A 15248-nucleotide genomic window follows, 5' to 3' on the forward strand; every position below is an offset into this window, starting at 1 on the left:
CGCGTGCGCCCAGAATCCCACGCCGCGTTCTTGGCGCGGGAATCACGCGCGGGAGCGCCGATGTATGAAACCGTATCGCGTTGATGGCAAACGTAACCATGATCCGCCTGAGGGCCCGGGTATGACGGACCACGCCGCGATCCCGCGGTCCGCGCCTGAAAGTGCCGACCCCCTGCCCGATCGCGATGAGGCACAGGTTGGAGAGATCGCGCTGATCACCGACCGCGGCCTGGCACACCACCGCAACGAAGACGCGGCCGCGGCGGGCACCGTGACGACCGGTTCCGGCCGGCCCGGGATCGCCATCGCGGTGTGTGACGGTGTCTCCAGCTCCACCGATGCTCACCTGGCGGCCGTTGCCGCGTCGAAAGCCGGTGTGGACGCCATGCTCACCACCCTGGCCTCCGGCGAGGCCGATGATGCGGTGTTCGCCGGACTCACCGCGGCCGCGCGGGCCGCAGCCATGCTGGGAACGAGCGGGCGGCTGGAAATGGCGCCCTCGTGCACCTACACCGCCGCGGCCGTGGTGCCGAATGCTGATGGCGCAGTGGAGATCGTCGTCGGCAATGTCGGTGACAGCCGAGCGTTCTGGTTCCCGGAGTCATCCGAGGCCCCCCGGCAGCTGACGCTGGACGATTCGCTGGCGCGGGAGTTGATCGCCGCAGGCCTGCCCGAAGACTCGGCGGCCGTGCAGCGAGGCGCACACACCCTGACCCGCTGGCTCGGGGCCGACAATGACGCACAACCGTGGGCCGAGTCGAGCGTCTCGACGTTCACCATGACCGGCGCCGGCGTGCTGCTGCTCTGTACCGATGGGCTGTGGAATTATCTGCCCGACGCCGCCGATCTGGTGCCGTTCGTCGATGCTGCCGATCCGGCCGCGACGGCGCGTGCGCTCACCGACTACGCCGTCACCGCTGGCGGTCAGGACAACATCACCGTCGTGGTGACGCCGATCCGCATGCCATGAACTCTGCTGAACCAGCGGATGATTCGGGCGCATCGCCGCGGAGCTGCCCGTCCTGCGATGCACGCATGCCGTTGCGATTCTGCGAATCGTGCGGACACGACTCAGCGCTTCCTACCGGTGAGCCCTCCCGCTGGATCGCGATCGTCGACGCCGACCCGGAGTTCTATCGCCGTGCCGCCGCCCGTAGCGGTAACGGCCGGGTCGAGTTTCCGCGGTCCTTCGAGCCGCGCCGAATCACGTTGCAAGACAGCGTTACCCTGGTCGGTCGACGCAATCGCAGACAGCAAATCGCCCCACGGATCGACCTCGGCATCCCTCCGGTCGATCGGGGCGTCTCGACTCGACACGCCGAGCTGAGGATCCGCGATTCCGGCTTGACCGTCGCCGACCTCGGCTCGACCAACGGAACCAGCCTCAACGGCAGCGACGAACTGCTGCAGGTGAATCATGAGGTGAGGTTGTCGGTTGGCGATCGCATCCACGTGGGTGCGTGGACCACGATCACCATCGGGGAGCTTGACTGGGGGTGATCGTCCCCGGCGCGTCACCCATCCGTCGCATAATTCGTCCCATGGCTGAGCTCCCGGACTGGTCCGACGTTCGATGGAAGAGTTCGAGCGTGAGCTGGAATCTCGCGAGTCTCTCGGACCGGAAGTTCCCGATCCCGTGGTCATCGAACTCTTCACAAACCGCGTAGGCGTGAACTCCATCTCGCCCGCGATGATCTCGATCGTGCACGGGCGCGGTACGAACAAGCCGTGTGCGATGCCCGGGAGGTCGGTTACTCGTGGGGCGAGATCGGCAGCCTGCTCGGCATATCCAGGCAGCAGCTGCACCGTCGCTTCAGTAAGACGATGCCATGACGTCGCGTGCCGCCCGCTCCCCCGACCGAACAGCTCCCTCCATGTAGCCGGTCCACTCGCGCGCGGTTTCGGTGCCGGCCCAGTGGATGGCCCCGACCGGAGCCGTCAGCGCCGACCCGTAGGACGTCCACGCTCCCGGTGGGAAGTGCCCGCTGTAGCAGCCGCGGGTGAATTCGTTCATGCTCCAGTCGTATTCGAGGTATTCGACCGGGTTCGCGGCCTGCTCCCCGAACACCGTCATCGCGGTCTCCACAAAGACTTGCTGCCGTTCCGCGGCACTGCGTAGACCCCACTTCAGCGAGTCGGCGCCCTCGATGAAGCCGACGAGCACGCCACCCGCATAGCCAGGTGGGGTGTTGTCCATGACCACTGGGATGGGCCCGCCCTCGATGACCGCCTCCCCGCTCAGTCCGGCATCCCGCCAGAACGGCCGGGCGTAGACCAGGTAGATCTTGACCACCGCAATGGAATGCAGTCGTTGGCTCAACTGGTCGCGGTCACTGGGCAGAATCGGGTCATACCGGATCCGCGCTGCCATCGGCGGTGCAGTCGTGACGATGGCGTGCCGGGCGGTGTAGCGGGATCCGTCGTCGGTGACTGCTAGCACACCGTCGTTGTGGGCAAGTTTGTGCACCGGCGCGTTCAGGCGGACCACGTCGCCGAGGCCGGCTGCCATCCGGTCGCACAGCGCCGACGGGCCGCCGTCGATGCGCCACTCCTGGGCTTGGCGGTCGATACCGCGCAATGCGCCGATCAGGCCCGTCGAACGGAAGTAGAACGCCGCATGCAGGAGCGACACCTCAGTGGGGTCGGGGACGAACAGCGCCGCACAGGCTGCGGTGAACTGGGCCCGCGCCGCGGCATCCGGCACAACAGTCCGAATCCAGCCGGCGAAGGTCTGCTCGTCCAACACCGCGGCGTCTGGAGTGCGCCACGGCTGTTCCATGTCGACGGCCTCGACCAGCGCCGTGAACTGAGCTGTCGCGGAATCTAATTCGATGTGATTCTGGGCGAGTGCCTGCGCCTCCACCACCCGACCGTCGTGCACATGCACCACCCGTCCCGAGGTGGCCGCGTCCACCAGCTGCAATCCGAATCGGTCCACCAGGGCGCGCAGCGCCGTGTGCTCGTCCGAAACCCACTGCCCGCCGAGTTCCAGCCACTGCCCGTCGGCGGTGAATCCACCCCTCGTCCGCCCGCCGACCCGGTCCGCGGCTTCCAGGACCTGCACCGTCGCCCCGAGGTCGACCAGGGCGTGCGCCGCGGTGAGGCCGGCCAAGCCGGCGCCCACCACGATGACGTCGACGTCGGTCACTCAGTCAGCCCGACCTGTTGGGCTTCGGTGTTGGACATCTCGAATTCCGCTCCGACAGGCAGACTTTCCTGCGCCCGGACGGTTCTACGGCCCAGCAGCAGGTAGCCGCCGAGCCCGATGACGAGGGCGACGATCACGCCGAGATTCGAGAACGCCCAAGCGCCATCTTTGCCACCCAGGCCCAGCGGCCCCAGCAGATAGCCCTGCCACGCCAGCCACGGCGCCATCGAGTTGGTGACCAGACCCCAACCGATGACGGTGGCGATGGCGATCAGCGCGATCGGCATCCACCGGATGTCGCCGTAGCGGCCGCGCGGATCGAACAGATCCCGTTCGGCGTAAGGTCCGCGGCGCAACGCCAGGTCGGCGATGAAGATGCCACACCAGGCGGTGATCGGCACGCCGAGGGTGATCAGGAAGCCCTGGAACGGGCCGATGAAGTTAGGCGAGAAGAAGACCACCGCGATCGCTCCGAGCAGCATGATGAGCGCGTCGACCCCGACCGCCGTCACCCGCGACGTCTTCAGGCCCACGTTCAGCAGAGCCAGACCTGATGAGTAGATGTCCATGATCGCGCCGGCCACCAGACCGACCACCGTCACCACCGCGAACGGGATGAGGAACCAGGTGGGCAGGATCGTGGTCAGGGCCCCGACGGGGTCGCTGGCGATCGCCTCGTTCAGCGTGCTCGACGAACCAGCCAACAACACGCCATAAATGAGCAGCACCGCGGGTGGGAGCGAGCAGCCCAAGGTGGTCCAGCCCACGATCCCCTTGGAGGACGCGGTGCGGGGCAGGTAGCGCGAATAGTCCGCGGCCGCGTTGACCCAGCCCAGTCCGAACCCGGTCATCACGAACAAGATGGCGCCGATGACGATCGGTGTGCCACCTGGCGGTAGCGCAGCCAGAGCGTGCCAGTCGACCTGGTTGATAGTGAACGCGATGTAGAGCGCGGTCAGGACGGCGGTGAGCACCGTCAGCCAGCGCTGCAGCCTCATGATGACGTCGAAGCCGAGCATGCCGCCTGCGACGATCATCGTCACCACCACCAGCAGCGCAACGACTTTCACCACCACCCCGCCGGTCCAGCCGAGCCGTTCGAAGATCGTCGAGGTGGCCAGCACGGCCACCACCACCAGGCTGGTTTCCCACCCGACCGTCAGCATCCAGGACAGCAGTGACGGCAGCCGGTTGCCGCGGACTCCGAAAGCACTGCGGCTCAATGTCATTGTCGGGGCCGAGCCGCGCCGGCCAGCGGTTGCGATGTATCCGCACAGTAGGTTCGACGCGATCACGCCGACCAGGACCACGGCGAGCGCCTGCCAGACCGACATGCCGAACGCCAGTACGAACGAGCCGTAGCTAACCGACAGTACCGACACGTTGGCGGCGAACCACGGCCAGAAGAGATCTCGCGGTTTGCCTTTGCGCTCGTGTTCGGCGATCGGGTTGATGCCGTTGGTCTCGACGGCAAGTGTCTTGCCGCGCGTGGCCGGGCCGGGCGATTCGGTGATACTCATGATTGTCCTCCGCTCGGGTGGTGGATGCTCGACACTGAGCGAGGGAAACTCATCGGGACGTCACCGCGTGACGTACTCGCGCGGCCTGATGGTCGTTGCCGAGGTGCGGGCCGTCCCCGAAGATCCGCTCCCGCAGGGTGCCACGCCGGGGTTCGGCCGGCAGCAGGCCGCGTCGGCGCAGTTGCGGCACAACGTGGTCGATGAAGTCGACGTACGAGCCCGGCGAGACGAACGGGGTGAAGTTGAACCCGTCGAGGCCGGTGTAGTCCACCAGTTCGACAATCTCGTCGGCGACCTCGTCGGGCGTGCCGACGACAATCAGCTCCCGCATGCCGCGGCGCAGGAAGTCGGCGGTGGCCTCGCGGACGGTGTTCTCGCGGTAGCGGTCCACCTGGGTGCGGCCCCCCTCGGTCTGCACGGTGGCGAACGACGCGTTCGGGTCGAGGCTGGCGAGGTCGATGCCGGTCATGCTGGCGTAGTAGGTCCGGGCGGCGTCGGCGTCGACCCAGGACAGGTACTCCTCCAGCCGCTCCTGCGCGTGCGCCCGAGAGGAGCCGGTCACCACAGATAAACCTGAAATGCCTTTGACAGCATTGGATTTGCGACCTGCTGCGACGGCGGCGTCGCGCAGGCCCTGGACCTGGGTGCGAAGCATCGCCGCATCCTTGCCCTGAAGGAACGACATTTCGGCGTTGGCGGCCGCGAACGTGCGGCCCGCGCTGGACGCCCCGGCTTGCAGGATTACCGGGGTCCGCTGCGGCGACGGCTCGCAGTTGAAGTATCCCGACACCGAGAAGTACGGACCGTCATGCTGGATCGGGTGGACCCGTGAAGCGTCGGCATACAACCGGGACGCCTTGTCGGCCACCACGGCGCCGTCCTCCCAGGATGATTCGAGCAGCTGGTAGGTGACATCCAGGAAATCCTGCGCCATGGCGTAGCGCTCGTCGTGCGGAACCGGTGCCCGCCCGAACAGCTCGCAGACCACAGCGCTGCTGGTGGTCACCACGTTCCAAGCGAGCCGGCCTCCGGTGAGGTGGTCCAGGGTGGCCAGCCGACGGGCGTTGGCGTAGGGATGCTCGAAGGTCGTCGAGGTGGTGATCGCGAATGACAGGTTGCTGGTGTGGCTGGCCATTGCCGGGACCAGCAGCATCGGATCGTTCTTGGGGATCTCCACCGCCTGTTCGAAAGCCACGTCGGGTGTGGCGCCGTTCAGCCTCGGATAGCCGTAGGAGTCGGCCAGGAACAGCAGGTCGAAGCCGCCGCGGTCGAGTAGCTGGGCGAGGCTGACCCAGTAGTTCAGGTCTTTGTAGCGGTAGGTCTGGTTCTCGGGGTGCGCCCACAGTCCCTGGCTGGTGAGGTTCACCCCGTTGATCTCGAACGCGGACAAGATGATCGACTTCATCGCGGTTCCTCCTGTAGCCACGCGGCGATGGCGGTGGTCATCTGGTTTCTGGTGCTGGTGCTCATGCCTTGGGCGGACGTTCCGGAGCGGGCGAATCCGGCCAAGGTGTGATCGTCGAGACCCCAGGTTTGCCTGCCTATCTCGTATTGTCCGGTGATGCTGACGCCGAACCAGAGCTGGTCGTCGGCGTTGAGCGTCACCGGAACGCCCGCGGCCAGCAGGGCCGGCGCCGGGTGGACGCCAAGGTCGGCCACCACTCCGAGCGCGACGTTGGAGACCGGGCAGATGTCACAGCAGATCCGCTCGGCCGCCAGGCGGTCCACCAGCTCCGAGCTCTCGACGGAGCGGAAGCCATGCGAAAGACGGCTGGCGCCAACCACATCAAGGGCTTCGGCGACGCTGTCGGGGCCGCCGGTCTGGCCGGCGTGGCTGACGATCGGCAACCCTGCCGCGCGGGCTTTGTCGGCAGCCCCGGTGTACCGATGCAGCCCGGCGGGCTCGACGAAACCCGCTGTGCCCAAGGCGGTCACCCCAGCTCCGGCGAAAGTGGCTGCGACGGAGGCGAGTTCGACAGCGATCTCCTCGTCCGAATCGGTGTTGACGGTCAGGGTAGCCCCGACTTCGATGCCGGTGTCGTCGGCCGCTTCGGCGAAGGCCTTCAGGATGGTGTCGGTGACGTCGGTGAGGGTGCCCAGTGTCGAGTAGAGCTGCGGTTCGATCGCCGGTTCCAGATAGACGACACCCTGCGCGGCCTCCTGGTGGACCAGGGCGCGGCATAGCCCGGCGAGGTCTTCGCGGCTTTCGACCAATGCCGGCACGGTGCCGTAGGCGTCGAAGAAGGACCACACGTCGGGAAACTGATCGGGACGGTCGAAGGGTGTGCGGCGGCGTTGGGCCAACTCCTGGACCGCGGCCAGCGGATAGGAGCCGTCGAGATGGGCGTGCAGGTGAGCTTTGGGCAAGTCGCGCAGGGATCGCATAGGTCCTCCGCAGATTAGGAGTCTGGCGCAGGACCTCTTCGTAACCTGTGCGGTAACGGCAGCTTAAGTTCAGTGCGCGAGCACTGGCGAATAGGCGTTTAATCAGCGCTCATAGGCCTGACCAATCAGGCCAGCTGGCGGCGTTCGGAGGGGCTAGGTGTGTCCGATCTAGATCTTCGGCTGCTGCGCTATTTCGTCGGGTTGGCCGAGGCGCGCAGCTTCACCGACGCTGCGCGGGTATTGCACGTCGCCCAGCCGACGCTGAGCCAGGGCATCGAGCGGCTGGAGAGGGTCGTCGGCACCACGCTGGTCGATCGTGGGCCTCGCGGTTCGACCCGTTCGGTGGCACTGACCGAGGCGGGGCAGGTGTTGTTGCCCGCCGCGACGGACATTCTGCAACGAATCGAGCGGGCGTTGCAGTCGACGCGCAATGTGGCGCGAGAGGCACCGCTGGCCATCGGGTTCGGCAGCAGCACGCCGCGGGACGTGACCAGTCGCCTGCTGGCGACGTGCGACCGGCTCGCGGTGGCGCTGAGTCTGCGGCATGTGCCGTGGGGTGCAGAGCTCGATGCGCTGCGCAACGGGTCACTCGACCTGTGCTTTCTGCAGGTGCCGGAGAATTTCACCGATCCGCAGCTGCGCGTGGTCACCCTGCGCCGGGTGAGCCGGGTGGCGGTGTTCAGCCGCGACCATCCCCTCGCCGGCCGCGACCGCCTCGAGCTGGCCGAACTCGACGCCGAGCCGATCATCGACGCGGCATCCGACCGCGACTTCTGGATTGTCAACCCGCGGCCCAGCCGACGTGAGCCGCACACCGTCGGGCCGCCCGCGACGACCGTCGAGGAGATGCTGGCTTTCGTCACCGCCGGGCGCGGAATGGCCATCACGAGCTTGTCCGTTGCGCAGGCCCACGGCGGCGCGGAGCTGTCGTTCGTGCCGATCATCGACCTCGACGACGTCGTCCTGGTGATCGCGGGCAACGCGCAGGACCGGCGGCTGGCGGTTACGGCGCTGCTGGCGGCACTGGACGCCGCGGAAGTGGTGAAATGAGCCGTGGCGAGCGAGCTCTCCCGACAGACCTTCGTTCGTGGTGCGCTGGGTTCGGCGGCCTTGCTCTTGAGTTCGTGCCGGGCGACCACATCGTCGACTCCCCCGTCACCGGTCAACGCGGCACCTGACTGGGCGTCACTGAGTTCGTCGCTGGACGGCGGCGTCGTCCAACCATCCAGTAGTGATTTCGCCTCGGCGAAGGGGCTTTTCAACACCCGCTTTGCCTCGTCGACCCCGGCGGCCGTCGTTGCGGTGCGCTCGATGTCGGATGTGCAGAAGGCTCTGACTTTTGCTTCGTCCAGTGGCGTGAAGGTGACTGCCCGCAGCGGGGGACATTCGTATGTCGGTGCGTCGGCCGCCGACGGGGCTCTGGTACTAGATCTGCGGCGGCTGCCCGGTGGCGTTGCCTACGATCCAGCGTCCGGGTTGGCGACGGTGCCGGCTGCCGCGAATCTGATGTCGGTACAGACTGCGCTTGCCCCCTATAGCCGGTCGATTCCGACCGGGAGTTGTCCTTCAGTCGGGGTTGCCGGTCTGACGCTGGGCGGCGGTTTGGGCTCCGAGGCGCGACGGCATGGGTTGACGTGTGACGCGCTGGCATCGGTGTCAGTGGTGCTGCCCTCTGGCAACCTGGTGACTGTGTCGGCCGACAGTGAGCCGGACTTGTTCTGGGCGCTGCGCGGCGGTGGCGCGAATATCGGCGTGGCAACCTCGTTTACACTCCGCACGTTCGAGACAGGCGATCGCGATGTGGTCACGCTGACCTTCCCTCAGGCCGCGACTGCGCAGGTAATTCACGGCTGGCATCACTGGCTTCTTGGTGCCGAGCGGTCGGTGTGGAGCATGGTCAATGTGACGGTCGGTTCGGATTGGCGGTGCAGCGTCATCCTGGCGACTTCCCCGGGCTCTGGACCATCTTTGGCTCGCGATCTGACTGCCGCGATAGGTGTTGCTCCGCTGAGTAATTCGGGTCAGATGCTGGACCACATGGCGTTCGTCAACTACTTCGCCGGCGGAACGGACGCGGTGCGGCCACGGGCATTCACGGCGGGATCGGACATCGTTGGCGAGATGACTTCAGACGCTGCGGAGGCGATTGTCGCAGCGATGTCGGCCTGGCCCTCGGCGGCCGGGTCGGCGACTGCCGTGGTGGAGTCATTGGACGGCGCGGTGCAGGATGTGGCCGTCGGCGATTCAGCGTTTCCGTGGCGGCGGCAGGCCGCCTGCCTGCAGTGGTACACGGAGGCTCCGGCGCCTGAGGCGACCGAGTGGTTAAGCACCGCCCACTCAGCACTGGGGACGAATTCAGTTGGTGGGTATGTGAATTACCTTGAGCCGGGTAACTCAGCCACCCGATATTTTGGTTCGAACCTGGCTCGGCTCCGAGGCGTTCGTGCTCAAACCGACCCCGGTGCGGTCATGGTGTCAGATCTGGGATGAGAACAGCCACATCACCATGTAGGTGCGCCAGCCCACCGTCGAACGTCGCCAAATGTCCGCCACGACTGCGTGCAAGCTGAGCAAGATACGCGTCAGTGACCTGCCGATGCCCAATTACTCCGGCGAGCTGCACATCGGCGAAAGATATTTCGTCGGACCAGAATTCGTGACGTGCGGATTCTTCGATACCGCCGACCACCGCCTGAGCAGTCGCCGAGGATTGACCCGATCTCAGCAAGAATCGAACCAGGCTGCCCTGAGTGATCGGACAGGTCGCGAAACCTCCGTCGAAATCGGACAGCCACGCCGCGGCGTGGTCGTGATGTACATGCTCAGCGACAACCAGTGCGATGAGGACATTGCTGTCGAGCAATGCGTTCATTCCTCGTCTTCCAGGGACCGGACGTCTTCGGAAGTGACCACTCGCCCCACACTGACCACGGGTAAACCAGTGCGTGGGTCGGTAGATGTAGGGCGTGCACTGGCGGTGTTCAATCCGCGACGCATCAGATCAGCCACTATCTGACTCATGGTCCGGTGCGTGTCACGGGCTATCGCTTGCGCCTGTTTATGCAGGTCGTCGGGTAAATCAATGGTGGTGCGCACAACCAATTCTAGCATCAGCACATCATGATGCGAAGATGCGAAAATGCGGGTTGCCTCCTATAGGGCACTCAGCCTCGTGGCCGCTCGAAGCATTGACCCAATCTGACAGTGACGTAAATTACACCGGTGCCACAGAGTGCCCATCACCACACCGCCGGCATCCCCGATATCCTTAGACCGTCTACTAGCGTGGACGGGATGGGTCGGGAAGCCTTGATAGCCACCAGCAGTGCCACCGCCATCGCGGTCAGCGAGTACCTCGATGAAGCCGGTGATATCGCGCTGCCCGATGACGCCACGCTCACCAAATATCTCAACCGCAACGCGGCCACCTTCGGCGACACCCCGGCCTACCGCTTTCTGGATTACACCCACGACCGCGACGGCGTCGCCATCACCTTGAGCTGGACCGAGCTCGGCGCCCGGGTGCGGGCCGTCGCTGGCCGATTGCAGCAGGTCACGACCCCTGGTGACCGCGTCGCGGTCCTCGCGCCACAGGGCTTGGACTACGTGGTCGGCTTTTTCGCCGCCATCGAAGCGGGCACCATCGCCGTCCCGCTATTCGCCCCGGAAATGGCTGGGCACATCGAACGCCTCGAGGCTGTCGTGACCGACGCGCAGCCAACCGTCATCCTCACCACCACTCCGGCCGCCGAAGAGGTCCGCAAGATCCAGCGGGCACTCAAGCCCGTCGAGCGCGCCCGGGTGATCGCCGTCGACGCCGTTCCCGACTCGGTCGGTGCCACCTTCACGCCGCACGCCGCGCACACCGATGAGATCGCGTATTTGCAGTACACGTCGGGTTCGACCCGGACCCCGGCCGGCGTCGAGATCAGCCACCGCGCGGTCTGTACGAATGTGTTGCAGATGGTCATCGCCGGCGGCCTGGACCACGACGTGCGCAGCGTCAGCTGGCTGCCGCTCTATCACGACATGGGCCTGATGATGGTCATGATCCCGGCGCTGTGCGGCGGTCAGATCACGCTGATGTCGCCGCTGGCGTTCGTGCGCCGGCCCTACCGCTGGATCCGCCAACTCGCCAATGAATCGGTGTACGGCCGCACGTTCGCCGCCGCCCCGAACTTCGCGTTCGACCTGGCCGCGGAGCGTGGCCTACCGCCCCAGGGCGAGAGCCTCGACCTCAGTAATGTCGCGGGTCTGCTCAACGGTTCCGAACCGGTCACCCTCGGCGCCATCGAACGATTCACGAAAGCGTTCGCGCCGTACGGCTTCCCCGCCACGGCCATCAAACCGTCCTATGGCATGGCCGAGGCCACCCTGTCGGTCGCGACCATCGCCATCGACGCCGCGCCGTCGGCGATTTACCTCGACCGCGACGAGCTCGCGCAGAACCGGGCCCTGCTGGTCGACCCCACCGCCGACTGCGCGGTTCCGCAGGTGTCCTGCGGCCAGGCCATCATCAATCAGTGGGCCGTCATCGCCGACGCCACCGACGGCGCCGAACTCGCCGACGGCCAGATCGGTGAGATCTGGCTGCACGGCGACAACATCGGCTCCGGCTACTGGGGCCGCGAACAAGAGACTGAAGTCGTCTTCAAGAACAAGCTGCAGACCCGCCTCGATCACAGCCACGCCGACGGCGCCCCCCACAATGCGCTCTGGCTGCGTACCGGCGATCTCGGGGTCTACGTCGACGACGAGCTCTACATCACCGGCCGAAGCAAAGACCTCATCATTCTCGACGGCCGCAACCACTACCCCCAGGACATCGAGGCGACGGTCTCGGCCGCGTCGCCCGCCGTGCGGTCCGGGTACGTCACCGCGTTTTCCGTCCGCGCCGACGAGCTGCCGGACGCCGCCCCCGGCGACAACGGCGAAAAGCTGATCGTCATCGCCGAACGCGCGGCCGGCGCCAGCCGTGACGCCCAGGCCGGCGTCGCCTCAGCTGTGCGCGCCGCGGTCTCGCGCTTCCACGCGTTGCCCATTGCCGATGTGCTTCTGGTGGCCGCCGGCACCATCCCCCGCACGACCAGCGGAAAGTTGGCCCGCGGCGCCGCGCGCGAGCGCTATCTGGCCGGCGAGTTCCAACGACGAGTTGTGTTGTAGACCAACCGTCGTATTCTCGTGCGATGGATCGCACACTTAGCGAACCTAATCTGGTATCAAGGGTCGGACATATTTGACCCGTGACGGTAGTAGGGAGCTTCGCCGAAGTGCTCAGTTGGCGCGTTGACATGGCACCTTCGGCAGCGCGAAGGTCGCGTCGGTGACCGCTCCCACCACCGAGCCCCCGCCGAAGCTGCACTCCAAGCACGGCGGTCTGGCGATGTGGATCCGCCGGCTGGCGATCCCCATCATCATCGGCTGGATAGCGATCGTCGCACTGTCCAACGTCGCGGTCCCGCAGCTCGAAGTCGTCGGCCAGGAGCGCTCGGTGTCGATGAGCCCCGAAACCGCGCCGTCGGTGATCGCGATGAAACGCGTCGGGGTGGTCTTCGACGAGTACAAATCCGACAGCTCCGCGATGATCGTGCTGGAAAGCGATCACCCCCTCGGCGACGCCGACCACGAGTTCTACAACCAGATGATCGCCAAGCTGGAGGCGGACAAGACTCACGTCGAGCACGTGCAGGACTTCTGGGGCGACCCGCTGACGAGTCAGGGTGCGCAGAGCCCCGACGGCCGCGCCGCCTACGTCCAGGTCTATCTCGCCGGTAACCAGGGCGAGGCGCTGGCCAACGATTCGGTGAAGGCCGCGCAGGACATCGTCAAGGGCCTGACTCCCCCACCCGGGCTCAAGGTGTTCGTCACCGGCGGGTCGGCGCTGGCTGCTGATCAGCAGATCGCCGGTGACCGCAGCGTCAAGATGATCGAGTACGCCACCTTCGGCGTCATCATCGTCATGCTGCTGCTGGTGTACCGCTCGATCGTCACGGTGCTGATCCAGTTGGCGATGGTGGTGCTGACGCTGTCGGCGTCGCGCGGGATTGTCGCCTTCCTCGGCTACCACGACGTCATCGGGCTCTCGACATTCGCGACCAACCTGCTGGTGACGCTCGCCATCGCCGCATCGACGGATTACGCGATCTTCCTGATCGGCCGATATCAGGAGGCCCGGGCCGTCGGCGAGGACCGAGAACAGGCGTACTACACGATGTTCCACGGCACCGCGCATGTGGTGCTGGCCTCGGGTATGACGATCGCGGGCGCGACGTTCTGCCTGCACTTCACCAATCTGCCGTACTTCACCACCCTGGGCATCCCGCTGGCCTGCGGCATGACGGTGGCGGTGCTGGTGTCGCTGACATTGGGGCCGGCGGTCATCACCGTCGCGAGCCGGTTCGGCCTGTTGGAACCCAAGCGCGCCATGCGCATTCGTGGGTGGCGACGGCTCGGTGCGTTGATCGTCCGCTGGCCGGTGCCGGTGCTGATCGCGACGGTCGCCATCTCGCTGGTCGGGCTGATCACCCTGCCCGGCTACCAGCCCAACTACAACGACCGCAACTACCTGCCGCAGGATCTGCCCGCCAACGAGGGCTTCGCCGCGGCCGAACGGCACTTCTCGTCGTCGAAGATGAACCCGGAACTGCTGCTCATCGAGACCGACCACGATCTGCGCAACTCGGCGGACTTCCTGGTGATTAACAAGATCGCCAAGGCCGTCTTCGCGGTCCCCGGCATCGGCAGCGTGCAGGCCATCACCCGCCCGGACGGTAAACCGCTGGCGTTCAGCACCATTCCCGCCCAGATGAGCATGGGCAACATGAACCAGAAGATGAACCTGCGCTACAACGAGAACATGATCGACAACATGCTCGTGCAGGCCGACGAGATGCAGAAGTCGATCGACACCACCGACCGCATGACGGAAATCATGACCGAGATGAGTGCGGTCACCCATGAGATGGTGACCAGCACCCAGAACATGGCCGTCGACATCGCCCAATTACGGGACCACATCGCCGATTTCGACGACTTTATCCGGCCGCTGCGCAACTACCTCTACTGGGAGCCGCACTGCTTCGACATCCCGATGTGCTGGTCGATCCGCTCGACCTTCGACACCCTCGACGGTATCGACACCACCACTGACGACATCCAGCTGCTCGTCCCGCAGTTGCAGAAGCTCGACGCACTGATGCCGCAGCTGCTGGAGCTGATGCCGCAGATGAACCAGACGATGAAGAACTCCAAAGAGTCGATGCTCAAGATGTACGCGACTCAGAAGGGGCAGCTGGACCGCGGCGCGGCGATGTCCGAGAACTCCGAGGCCATGGGCAAGGCGTTCAACGACGCCAAGAACGACGATTCGTTCTACCTGCCGCCCGAAATCTTCAACAACTCCGACTTCAAGCGCGGCATGAAGAGCTTCATCTCCCCCGACGGCCACGCGGTGCGATTCATCATCTCCCACGACGGTGACCCGTTGAGCGCGGCCGGAATCGAACGCATCGACGCCATCAAACAGGCCGCGAAAGAGGCGATGAAGGGCACGCCGTTGGCGGGCTCGAAGATCTACATCGGCGGCACTGCGTCGGTGTTCAAGGACATGCAGGAGGGCAACAACTACGACCTGCTGATCGCCGGGATCTCGGCACTGATCCTGATCTTCATCATCATGTTGCTGATCACCCGCAGCCTCATCGCCGCGGCGACGATCGTGGGCACAGTGGTGCTTTCCCTCGGTGCGTCGTTTGGTCTGTCGGTCCTGCTGTGGCAACACATCCTGGGCATCGAGCTGCACTTCATGGTGATGGCGATGGCGGTCATCATCCTGTTGGCGGTCGGTGCCGACTACAACCTGCTGTTGATTGCCCGGCTCAAAGAGGAGATCCCGGCCGGCATCAACACCGGCATTATCCGCGCTATGGGCGGTACCGGATCTGTCGTCACCGCAGCAGGTTTGGTGTTCGCGTTCACGATGATGTCCATGGCGGTCAGTGAACTGACGGTGGTCGCGCAGGTGGGCACGACGATCGGCCTTGGCCTGTTGTTCGACACCCTGGTGGTCCGCGCGTTCATGACGCCGGCCATCGCCGCGATATTCGGCAAGTGGTTCTGGTGGCCGCAGATGGTGCGTCCCCGGCCGGTGCCGGCGCCGTGGCCGAAGGTGCCCTCTGACTCGTCAGCCTGAGGGC

At 65.6% G+C, this 15248-nt stretch carries 12 protein-coding genes; 6 read left to right on the forward strand and 6 right to left on the reverse strand.

The annotated features are described in order from the left end of the window. Nucleotides 1–121: 121 nt before the first annotated feature. The gene (locus H7J73_RS25690; protein ID WP_264070580.1) at nucleotides 122–970 is read left to right on the forward strand and encodes a PP2C family protein-serine/threonine phosphatase; all 849 of its coding nucleotides are present in this window, start codon (nucleotides 122–124) and stop codon (nucleotides 968–970) included. A gap of 65 nt (nucleotides 971–1035) precedes the next feature. Then, entirely contained in the window at nucleotides 1036–1500 is a 465-nt protein-coding gene (locus H7J73_RS25695; RefSeq protein WP_264070581.1) for an FHA domain-containing protein, read from the forward strand. 313 nt (nucleotides 1501–1813) lie between these two features. On the opposite strand, the gene H7J73_RS25700 is transcribed toward H7J73_RS25695, so the two are convergent. Genes H7J73_RS25700 through H7J73_RS25715 form a run of 4 tightly spaced genes read right to left on the reverse strand, consistent with a single transcriptional unit; the run spans nucleotide 1814 to nucleotide 7053 of the window. Further along, on the reverse strand, nucleotides 1814–3148 hold the full coding sequence (locus H7J73_RS25700) for a flavin monoamine oxidase family protein (RefSeq protein WP_264070582.1): 1335 nt from the start codon (nucleotides 3146–3148) through the stop codon (nucleotides 1814–1816). Continuing rightward, a complete protein-coding gene (locus H7J73_RS25705) occupies nucleotides 3145–4668 on the reverse strand; it encodes a purine-cytosine permease family protein (protein ID WP_264070584.1) in 1524 nt (507 codons plus the stop codon). Before H7J73_RS25705 ends, H7J73_RS25700 begins: the two co-directional genes overlap by 4 nt. A gap of 49 nt (nucleotides 4669–4717) precedes the next feature. Further along, nucleotides 4718–6073 (reverse strand): NtaA/DmoA family FMN-dependent monooxygenase, encoded by a 1356-nt coding sequence (locus H7J73_RS25710; RefSeq protein ID WP_264070586.1) that lies wholly within the window; start codon nucleotides 6071–6073, stop codon nucleotides 4718–4720. Further along, nucleotides 6070–7053 carry an adenosine deaminase family protein gene (locus H7J73_RS25715; protein WP_264070587.1) on the reverse strand — a complete coding sequence of 328 codons (984 nt, stop codon included), beginning with the start codon at nucleotides 7051–7053 and terminating at the stop codon, nucleotides 6070–6072. The genes H7J73_RS25710 and H7J73_RS25715 overlap by 4 nt, the downstream gene beginning before the upstream one ends. A gap of 159 nt (nucleotides 7054–7212) precedes the next feature. On the opposite strand from H7J73_RS25715, the gene H7J73_RS25720 reads away from it, so the two are divergent. Both H7J73_RS25720 and H7J73_RS25725 read left to right on the forward strand, forming a co-directional pair. After that, nucleotides 7213–8103, forward strand: a complete 891-nt coding sequence (locus tag H7J73_RS25720) for a LysR family transcriptional regulator (protein WP_264070588.1) — start codon at nucleotides 7213–7215, stop codon at nucleotides 8101–8103. 3 nt (nucleotides 8104–8106) lie between these two features. Beyond that, nucleotides 8107–9543 carry an FAD-binding oxidoreductase gene (locus H7J73_RS25725; RefSeq protein ID WP_264070589.1) on the forward strand — a complete coding sequence of 479 codons (1437 nt, stop codon included), beginning with the start codon at nucleotides 8107–8109 and terminating at the stop codon, nucleotides 9541–9543. Here H7J73_RS25725 and H7J73_RS25730 read toward each other — a convergent pair. Beyond that, entirely contained in the window at nucleotides 9521–9925 is a 405-nt protein-coding gene (locus H7J73_RS25730) for a TA system VapC family ribonuclease toxin (protein WP_264070590.1), read from the reverse strand. The two genes, H7J73_RS25725 and H7J73_RS25730, sit on opposite strands and share 23 nt — an antisense overlap. Continuing rightward, complete coding sequence (locus H7J73_RS25735; protein WP_264070672.1) at nucleotides 9922–10149, reverse strand: antitoxin; 228 nt, start codon at nucleotides 10147–10149, stop codon at nucleotides 9922–9924. The genes H7J73_RS25730 and H7J73_RS25735 overlap by 4 nt, the downstream gene beginning before the upstream one ends. A 198-nt stretch (nucleotides 10150–10347) precedes the next feature. Here H7J73_RS25735 and H7J73_RS25740 point away from each other — a divergent pair, with 198 nt between their 5' ends. Together H7J73_RS25740 and H7J73_RS25745 are read left to right on the forward strand one after the other, a co-directional pair. Further along, nucleotides 10348–12216 carry a fatty acyl-AMP ligase gene (locus H7J73_RS25740; protein WP_264070591.1) on the forward strand — a complete coding sequence of 623 codons (1869 nt, stop codon included), beginning with the start codon at nucleotides 10348–10350 and terminating at the stop codon, nucleotides 12214–12216. A gap of 220 nt (nucleotides 12217–12436) precedes the next feature. Continuing rightward, on the forward strand, nucleotides 12437–15244 hold the full coding sequence (locus H7J73_RS25745; protein WP_264070673.1) for an MMPL/RND family transporter: 2808 nt from the start codon (nucleotides 12437–12439) through the stop codon (nucleotides 15242–15244). Nucleotides 15245–15248 lie beyond the last annotated feature (4 nt).

This window comes from Mycolicibacterium komossense (genome assembly GCF_025822605.1).
In the GTDB taxonomy this organism is placed as follows: Bacteria; Actinomycetota; Actinomycetes; order Mycobacteriales; family Mycobacteriaceae; genus Mycobacterium; species Mycobacterium komossense.

Bases quoted from the DNA above. Each gene is read 5' to 3' on its own strand.
- H7J73_RS25715 (WP_264070587.1), bottom strand. From the start codon at position 7,053: ATGCGATCCCTGCGCGACTTGCCCAAAGCTCACCTGCACGCCCATCTC.
- H7J73_RS25695 (WP_264070581.1), top strand. From the start codon at position 1,036: ATGCCGTTGCGATTCTGCGAATCGTGCGGACACGACTCAGCGCTTCCT.
- H7J73_RS25745 (WP_264070673.1), top strand. From the start codon at position 12,437: ATGTGGATCCGCCGGCTGGCGATCCCCATCATCATCGGCTGGATAGCG.
- H7J73_RS25730 (WP_264070590.1), bottom strand. From the start codon at position 9,925: ATGAACGCATTGCTCGACAGCAATGTCCTCATCGCACTGGTTGTCGCT.
- H7J73_RS25705 (WP_264070584.1), bottom strand. From the start codon at position 4,668: ATGAGTATCACCGAATCGCCCGGCCCGGCCACGCGCGGCAAGACACTT.
- H7J73_RS25690 (WP_264070580.1), top strand. From the start codon at position 122: ATGACGGACCACGCCGCGATCCCGCGGTCCGCGCCTGAAAGTGCCGAC.
- H7J73_RS25740 (WP_264070591.1), top strand. From the start codon at position 10,348: ATGGGTCGGGAAGCCTTGATAGCCACCAGCAGTGCCACCGCCATCGCG.
- H7J73_RS25710 (WP_264070586.1), bottom strand. From the start codon at position 6,073: ATGAAGTCGATCATCTTGTCCGCGTTCGAGATCAACGGGGTGAACCTC.